This window comes from Pseudomonas sp. UBA2684 (assembly GCA_002354655.1).
Classification (GTDB): Bacteria; Pseudomonadota; Gammaproteobacteria; order Pseudomonadales; family Pseudomonadaceae; genus Aquipseudomonas.
This window is the reverse complement of sequence record DELY01000046.1, coordinates 72602-80134: the sequence shown is the minus strand read 5'-3', so window position 1 is coordinate 80134 and position 7533 is coordinate 72602. Positions and strand designations below refer to the sequence as shown.

General features: G+C 60.9%; 7 protein-coding genes and 3 tRNA genes. All 10 read right to left on the bottom strand.

Going from position 1 to position 7533, the window contains the following annotated elements; translation table 11 throughout:
• Nucleotides 1-278 precede the first annotated feature (278 nt).
• Nucleotides 279-355, bottom strand: a tRNA-Met gene (locus tag B3M58_RS16420).
• A 77-nt stretch (nt 356-432) separates the two neighbouring features.
• Nucleotides 433-1533 carry a redox-regulated ATPase YchF gene (gene ychF, locus B3M58_RS16415; RefSeq protein WP_296220721.1) on the bottom strand — a complete coding sequence of 367 codons (1101 nt, stop codon included), beginning with the start codon at nt 1531-1533 and terminating at the stop codon, nt 433-435.
• Between the two features lie 33 nt (nt 1534-1566).
• Nucleotides 1567-2157 carry an aminoacyl-tRNA hydrolase gene (gene pth / locus B3M58_RS16410; protein WP_296220719.1) on the bottom strand — a complete coding sequence of 197 codons (591 nt, stop codon included), beginning with the start codon at nt 2155-2157 and terminating at the stop codon, nt 1567-1569.
• Nucleotides 2158-2226: 69 nt separating this feature from the next.
• Complete coding sequence (locus B3M58_RS16405) at nt 2227-2835, bottom strand: 50S ribosomal protein L25/general stress protein Ctc (protein ID WP_296220717.1); 609 nt, start codon at nt 2833-2835, stop codon at nt 2227-2229.
• Between the two features lie 116 nt (nt 2836-2951).
• Nucleotides 2952-3893, bottom strand: a complete 942-nt coding sequence (locus B3M58_RS16400) for a ribose-phosphate pyrophosphokinase (RefSeq protein ID WP_090505108.1) — start codon at nt 3891-3893, stop codon at nt 2952-2954.
• Between the two features lie 46 nt (nt 3894-3939).
• A tRNA-Gln gene (locus tag B3M58_RS16395) sits at nt 3940-4014 on the bottom strand.
• Nucleotides 4015-4072: 58 nt separating this feature from the next.
• Nucleotides 4073-4147: transfer RNA gene (locus tag B3M58_RS16390), tRNA-Gln, on the bottom strand.
• Nucleotides 4148-4165: 18 nt separating this feature from the next.
• A complete protein-coding gene (gene ispE, locus B3M58_RS16385) occupies nt 4166-5026 on the bottom strand; it encodes a 4-(cytidine 5'-diphospho)-2-C-methyl-D-erythritol kinase (RefSeq protein ID WP_296220715.1) in 861 nt (286 codons plus the stop codon).
• Between the two features lie 11 nt (nt 5027-5037).
• Nucleotides 5038-5655: a lipoprotein insertase outer membrane protein LolB gene (gene lolB / locus B3M58_RS16380; protein WP_296220714.1), complete on the bottom strand. Its 618-nt coding sequence runs from the start codon at nt 5653-5655 to the stop codon at nt 5038-5040.
• Complete coding sequence (locus B3M58_RS16375) at nt 5655-7385, bottom strand: tetratricopeptide repeat protein (protein ID WP_296220713.1); 1731 nt, start codon at nt 7383-7385, stop codon at nt 5655-5657. The genes lolB and B3M58_RS16375 overlap by 1 nt, the downstream gene beginning before the upstream one ends.
• Nucleotides 7386-7533: the final 148 nt, after the last annotated feature.

Sequence of the window (7533 nt, the reverse complement as noted above, 5' to 3'; positions counted from 1 at the left end):
CGAATGGCGTGGAATCCGCAGTCCAATTCACGGTAGGCCGTGGCCTCCGGTTCTAGGCCGGCAAGGGTGGTATCAGCCAGGGGGCGGCGTTTGATCTCTGAACGCTTCATTTTCGTGTATGCCCTCGGTTCAACTTTTGTTGAAGCATACACAGGGGCATACACGGTTGGAAGGTGTAGGGATAGGCAGGGATAAACAGCCAGAGACAAGAAAGCCCGCACAAGGCGGGCTTCTTGGGTTGTTTCGTAGACTGTCAGAGACAGGTAGAAACAGGTGTTTGGTGGCTACGCAGGGACTTGAACCCCGGACCCCAGCATTATGAATGCTATGCTCTAACCAGCTGAGCTACGTAGCCGAGTGGCGCGCATTATTCGCGTCTTGGGGTTGGCTGTCAACCCTGGTGAGTGAAAATTTCTGCGCGCGATCAAGCGCTTACACGTTAAAGCGGAAATGCATGACGTCGCCGTCTTTGACGATGTAGTCCTTGCCTTCCAGGCGCCATTTGCCGGCTTCTTTGGTGCCCGCTTCGCCCTTGTATTGGATGAAGTCGTTGTAGGCGATGACTTCGGCGCGGATAAAGCCTTTTTCGAAATCTGTGTGGATCACGCCAGCAGCCTGGGGCGCGGTGGCGCCGACGCGGACGGTCCAGGCGCGGACTTCTTCGACGCCTGCGGTGAAGTAGGTCTGCAGGTGAAGCATGTCGTAACCGGCGCGGATCACGCGGTTGAGGCCGGGTTCTTCCAGGCCCAGGGCCTCAAGGAACATGTCTTTCTCTTCGCCGTCGTCGAGTTCGGCGATTTCCGCTTCGATCTTGTTGCACACCGGCACCACGATCGCGCCTTCTTCGTCGGCGATGGCGCGCACGACGTCGAGCAGCGGGTTGTTGTCGAAGCCGTCTTCGGCGACGTTGGCGATGTACATCACCGGCTTGCTGGTCAGCAGGTGGAAGCCGCGGATAACCGTCTTCTCGTCGCTGCTCATGTTCTTCATCAGGCTGCGCGCTGGCTTGCCTTCGCTGAAGTGAGCGATCAGTTGCTCCAGCAGGCCTTTCTGTACGACTGCATCCTTGTCGCCGCCCTTGGCGTTGCGGGTGACTTTCTGCAGTTGTTTCTCGCAGCTGTCGAGGTCGGCGAAGATCAGTTCGAGGTCGATGATCTCGATGTCGCGTTTCGGGTCGACGCTGTTGGATACGTGAATCACGTTGTCGTCTTCGAAGCAGCGCACCACGTGGGCGATGGCATCGGTCTCGCGGATATTGGCGAGGAACTTGTTGCCCAGGCCTTCACCCTTGGAGGCGCCGGCGACCAGGCCGGCGATATCGACGAACTCCATGGTGGTTGGCAGGATGCGCTTGGGGTTGACGATGGCGGCCAACGCCGCGAGGCGCGGGTCGGGCATCGGCACGATGCCGCTGTTCGGTTCGATGGTGCAGAACGGAAAGTTCTCTGCCGCAATACCGGATTTGGTGAGGGCGTTGAACAGGGTGGACTTGCCGACGTTGGGTAGGCCGACGATGCCGCAGTTGAATCCCATGGTGTGTCCCTCGCGCGATATGGCGGTAAAGAATTAAGAGATGGCTTTCTGGCTGTGCAGCTTGTGCATCGCTTTGCTCCAGTCGCCAGCGAGCATTTCCGGCAGCACGCCGAGGGCGAAGTCGATACTGGTGTCGAGTAGTTCCTGCTCGCTGCGCGGGGCGCGGCCGAGCACGAAGTTGGAGACCATGCTGCTGTGCCCCGGATGGCCGATGCCAAGCCGCAGGCGGTAAAAACTGTTCTGATTGCCGAGCTGGGCGATGATGTCGCGCAGCCCGTTATGCCCGCCGTGCCCGCCACCCTGTTTGAGTTTGGCGACGCCGGGGGGCATGTCGAGTTCGTCGTGGGCCACCAGAATGGCTTCCGCGGGGATGCGGAAGAAATTCGCCAGTGCCGCTACGGCCTGGCCGCTGCGATTCATAAAGGTGGTGGGGATCAATAGACGAACATCGCGGCCCTGATGGCTGAATTTGCCCACCAGGCCAAAATACTTTTTGTCGACGCTCAGGCTGATGCGCTGGCTGTCGGCCAGGCGCTCAACGAAAAGGGCCCCTGCATTATGCCGGGTCTGGTCGTATTCGGGGCCGGGGTTACCCAGGCCAACGATCAGTTGTACGGCAGTCATGACAGGAGCCCTTTGATGAAAATAGCCCGGGCGCTGCTGCGTTCGGGCTGTTTTCCGGCGGTGCGAGTATTACTCGGCAGCGCCTTCGCCTTCTTCTTTAGCTACGCGCGAGGCGTGGATGTTAGCCACGGCCAGGTCGTTGCCGTGAGCCAGTGCAACCAGCTCAACGCCTTTCGGCAGTTTCAGGTCAGCCAGGTGAACGATCTGGCCAACTTCAACGGCAGCCATGTCGATTTCGATGAATTCCGGCAGGTCTTTCGGCAGGCAGGATACTTCGACTTCGGACAGGGTGTGGGACACTTCGCCGCCTTGCTGCTTCACGCCAACCGAGGTTTCCTGGTTGATGAAGTGCAGGGGAACCAGTGCGGTCAGCTTCTGGCCAGCGATAACGCGCAGGAAGTCAGCATGCAGAACGAAGCCTTTGGCCGGGTGGCGCTGCAGGGCTTTGATCAGAACGTTTTCTTTCTTGCCGTCGACGGTCAGGCTCAGCACGTGGCTGTAGGCTGCTTCGTTTTCCAGCAGCTTGGCCAGATCTTTGGCAACCAGGCTGATGGATTGCGGGGCTTTCTCGCCGCCGTAGATTACGGCAGGAACCAGGCTGGCGTTACGACGCAGGCGGCGGCTCGCACCTTTCCCCAGGTCGGAACGCGCTTCGGCATTCAGGGCAAATTCAGTCATTTCACTTCTCCAAAATAACCAAACCGTCCTTCACGCTTGCGACCAGCGACCGGACGGTTCGGTAAAAAGCCCTGCTCAAAATAGCAGGGCGCGTTGCGTTCAGCGTAATGCCCGGGTTAGCGGAACATTGCGCTGATCGATTCTTCATTGCTGATGCGGCGCACCGCTTCAGCGACTACCGGGGCGATGTCCAGTTGGCGAATACGCGAACAGGATTGCGCGGCGGCGGACAGCGGGATGGTGTTGGTCACCACCAGTTCGTCCAGTACGGAATTTTCAATGTTTTCGATTGCGCGACCCGAGAGTACCGGGTGGGTGCAATAGGCGAAGACTTTGGCGGCGCCATGTTCTTTCAGCGCTTTGGCCGCGTGGCACAGGGTGCCGGCGGTATCGACCATGTCGTCGACCAGGATGCAGGTACGGCCTTCGACGTCACCGATGATGTGCATCACTTCGGATTGGTTGGCCTTCTCGCGGCGCTTGTCGATGATCGCCAGGTCAACACCCAGGGATTTGGCCACGGCGCGTGCACGCACTACGCCGCCGATATCCGGTGAGACGATCATCATGTTGTCGAAGCGCTGGTCTTCGATATCGTCCACCAATACGGGGGAGCCGTAGATGTTATCTACCGGAATATCGAAGAAGCCCTGAATCTGATCGGCGTGCAGGTCGACGGTAAGAACCCGGTCGATACCTACCACGGTGAGCATGTCGGCCACGACTTTGGCGCTGATTGCCACGCGAGCGGAGCGCGGACGGCGATCCTGGCGGGCATAGCCAAAGTAGGGGATGACAGCGGTGATTCGAGTGGCTGAGGAGCGGCGGAAGGCGTCGGCCATCACTACCAGTTCCATCAGGTTGTCGTTGGTTGGCGCGCACGTCGGCTGAATCAGGAAGACGTCTTTACCGCGAACGTTTTCGTTGATTTCAATCATGATTTCGCCGTCGGAAAATTTACCGACAGAGGCATCGCCGAGGGGGATGTGCAGCTGACGTACGATACGTCGCGCCAGATCGGGGTTAGCGTTCCCCGTAAAGACCATCATCTTGGACACGCGCAGTACCTGCCGGCTGAGGGTATACCTGGATGAGTATAGAAAATGGCAGGGGCGGCTGGATTCGAACCAACGCATGGCAGGATCAAAACCTGCTGCCTTACCGCTTGGCGACGCCCCTGTATCGTGTGTGTAACCCAATGCTGCTTGTCAGTTATCCCACTGCCCGAGGGCAGTAATGGCAGGGGCGGCTGGATTCGAACCAACGCATGGCAGGATCAAAACCTGCTGCCTTACCGCTTGGCGACGCCCCTGTAACCGATGCTACGCATTCACTTCTTTGCCAGTGCTTGGAGCTTGCGGTGCAACATCGAGATGTTACGACCTTGAGCGACAAAGCTCGGCAGAGTGGCTGGAAGTTGGCGGGCGACTTTATCAGCATCGTCCTGGTTTGGGAAGCTCCCAAACACACAAGCCCCAGTGCCGGTCAATCTGGTTGGAACAAATTTGTTCAACAAGATCAAAGCGTTACGAACATCTGGATAACGCTTCTCAACGACCGGTTGGCAGTCGTTACGACCACCCCCCTCAAGAAGGCTGCGAACTTTAATGGGCGGCGTATCCCGTGTCAACTCAGGGTCGGAGAAAACTTCCGCTGTACTGACAAGGACTTGCGGAATGGCGACGAGAAACCAGGGCTCTGTCAGCGCGACCGGTGTGAGTCGTTCGCCGACGCCTTCGGCAAAGGCCGCGCGGCCGCGCACAAAGACCGGCACGTCGGCACCCAGACTCAGACCCAGCGCGGCCAGGCGATCTTCGTCCCAGGCCAGCTGCCAGAGGTGGTTGAGGCCGAGCAGGGTGGTCGCGGCGTCCGAGCTGCCGCCACCGATGCCGCCGCCCATGGGCAAGCGCTTGTCCAGCCAGATGTCGGCGCCGAGCGTGCACTGCGATTGTTGTTGCAGCTGACGAGCGGCGCGCACGATCAGGTTGCTGTCGTGGGGGACGCCCGGTATGTCGCTGTGCAGGTGAATCTCGCCGTCGTCACGCAGGGCGAAATGCAATTCATCGGCGTAGTCGAGAAACTGAAACAGGGTTTGCAGCTCGTGGTAGCCGTCGGCGCGGCGGCCGAGGATATGCAGCATCAAGTTGAGTTTGGCCGGCGCCGGCAAGCTCAGGCGCGCGCCGGCGGGCATTGCCGCGCGGCTCATTGGCCAAGCTGGCGCGGTTGCCAGTCCTTGATCACCAGGGTCACTTGCAGGTTGTGACCGCTGAGCTTGAGGCGCTCGGGCAGCCAGTAGCCGTTTTGCTCGGCGTAACGCTGGTACTCGACGTGCCAGCCGTCCTGGGTCAGTTGCGCCAGGCGGCTGTCGTGGTCGAGGATCAGGCGGCTCTTGCTGTCGGGGGCGGGCAGGCCGCGAATCCACCAGAGCAGGTGCGAGACCGGCAGGTTCAGGCCCAGTTGCTGTTGCAGTAATTCTTCCGGCGATTCGGCCTGGTAGCGGCCTTGATTAGCCACTTCCAGGAGGATTTCCCCGGGACGGCCGGTCAGGCGTGCGGCGCCGCGGCCCAGTGGGCCGGACAGGCGAATGTCGTAGTAGTCCTGGCGTTGCAGCCAGAACAGGGTGCCGCTGCCGGAGTCTTTCGGCGCGCGGATGCCGACCTTGCCGCTGATCTGCCAGGCATCGAGGGTGGCGATGCTCTGTTTGTGGGTTTGCCAGCGGGCGGGGCTGCCTTCGCCCTCCAGCGCCTCGCGGGAGGTCAGGCCGGCGCAGCCGGCCAGCAGGGCGATCAAACTGAAAACGAGTAAGTGGCGCACAAGCATCAAAGCGTCTCCGATCCGGTCAGGCGCAGCAGGGTGCTGCGCACAATGGCGCTGTCGGGTTGCTCTTCGAGGGCGCTGGCCCAGACCTTTCTGGCTTCGCGCTGTTTGCCCTGGGCCCACAGTACTTCGCCGAGGTGGGCGGCGACTTCGTGATCGGGGAAGCGTTGCAGGGCCTGGCGCAGGAAGCGTTCGGCTTCATCCAGGTTGCCCAGGCGGTAATTGACCCAGCCGAGGCTGTCGAGAATCGCCGGATCTTCAGGGTTGAGTTGGTGGGCTTGCTCGATCAGCGTCTTGGCTTCGGCATAGCGCGTGGTGCGGTCGGCCAGGGTGTAGCCGAGCGCGTTGAGCGCCATGGCGTTGTCCGGCTCGCGTTCGAGAATAAAGCGCAGGTCCTGCTCCAGTTGCCCGAGGTCGTCGCGTTTTTCGGCGAGCATGGCGCGGGTATACAGCAGGTTGAGGTCGTCGGGGAATTGCCCCAACGCTTGTTGAATGAGCAGCCAGGCGCGCTCGTGCTGTTGTTGCTTGGCCAGTGCTTCCGACTCGATCAGGTACAGCTGGATGGCGTAGTCGGGCTGCATTTCGCGGGCTTTGCCGAGGCGCGCCGAGGCTTCCTCGCTGCGCTGGCTATCGAACAGCAGTTCGGCCTGACGCGCTTGGGCCGGCAGAAAGTCATTGCCGGGGCCGACCAGGGCGTATTCGATCAAGGCGCTTTCCGGCTCGTCCAGGGCTTCGTAGGCGCGCGCCAGGTTGTAGTGCGCGGCGTCGACATGGTTGCCGCGCTCAACCAGTTCTTCCAGGTAAACGATGGCTTCGCGCCAGGCTTCGGCTTCCAGGCAGACCAAGGCAAGCGAGAAGCGCAGGTCGTCGTCTTCGGGGAACTGCTGCACCAGCGAGGCGAACTCGCCTTTGGCCTCTTCCAGACGGTCCTGCTCGACGAGTAGGCGCGCGTACGTCAGGCGCAGGCGTTTGTCTTCGGGATGCCGACGGATACCTGTTTCCAGCAGCGGCAGCGCTTCCTCGCCGCGCTTGAGGCTTTGCAGCAAGCGCGCCTGCAGCAGCAGTGGGGCGATTTCATCGGTGTCGGCTGCTTGTGCTTCGAGCAGCGCGAGGGCTTCTTCCGGGTGGCCGTCCTGTTGCAGCAGCAAGGCCTTGCCGAACAGCAGCTGGCCGTTGTCCGGGTATTTCACCAGTAGGCGATCAAAGCTTTGCAGCAAACCGTTGCGGGTATCCGGGTCGGTTTCCGCGGCGGACAAGGCGAGGAAGTCGAAATGCGTGTCGCCTTGGCGTTGCAGGACTTTCTCCATGTAGACCATGGCTTCGTCATAACGCCCGCCGCGTGCCAACTGCACTGCCGCAGCGCGCTGGGCGTCGAGGCTGTCCGGTGCGTTCTGTGCCCAGATCAGCGCGGTGTCCAGCGCCGCTTGCTCGGCGCCGAGGTATTCGGCGATGCGAAAGCCGCGCTCGGCAACGCCGGCATCCTGGGTCGAGTTGGCTTGTTGCACGTAGTTGCCGAGGGCGATGTCGAAGCGATTGCGCTGCCCGGCCAGTTCGGCGGTGAGCAGGGCGAGCAAGGTCTCCTGGCTGAATGCGCCATAGACCTGTGGCTTCGGCGCTTGCGCGACGGGAGAGGCTTCTTCCACCGGCGGCGTACCGTCTGGAGCAGAAGGAGCAAATGTCTGGCAGCCGCCTAAAAAAGCGAGGGCGGTCAGCAACGCGAAGGATCTATTCATAGAGAGAAATGCGACTAACCTGCGGTCGGGGCATCATGACACAAGCCGTTGGGCAAGCCCATGGGGCATGGCTCGATAGCTAAATGCGCGAGAATCTTGGACACCTAGGGGCTGTGTGGTTGGTTCAATTTAGTCAATTGCGGCGTCC